The 265-nt window shown below is 69.1% G+C and carries 1 protein-coding gene; it reads right to left on the reverse strand.

The window, feature by feature from the left end:
- Positions 1–265, reverse strand: a 265-nt coding sequence (locus tag AB2B41_RS23555; protein ID WP_367880255.1) for an N-acetylmuramoyl-L-alanine amidase, incomplete at both ends; no start/stop codon positions are given.

A 265-nucleotide genomic window follows, 5' to 3' on the forward strand; every position in this document is an offset into this window, starting at 1 on the left:
GCCGCGCCCAATCGAAACGCGGGCCCGGATCGTGTGTTCGCCCCGGCGCCCTGTCGGAATGGCCGATCACGCCGTCGGGGCCGATGTCCCATCGCCCCATGATCTCGGCCAGAAGCCGCTCCCGCGCTGCCATCTGCCGCTCGGGAAAGGGATGATCCCCCGCGTTGTCGAGCTCGATCCCGATGGAGCGCGAGTTGCTGTCATCCTGCCCGCACCATTCCCCCGCCCCCGCATGCCAGGCGCGCTCCTCTTCCTTGACCAGTTG

This window comes from Sulfitobacter sediminis (genome assembly GCF_040811725.1).
Classification (GTDB): Bacteria; Pseudomonadota; Alphaproteobacteria; order Rhodobacterales; family Rhodobacteraceae; genus Sulfitobacter; species Sulfitobacter sediminis.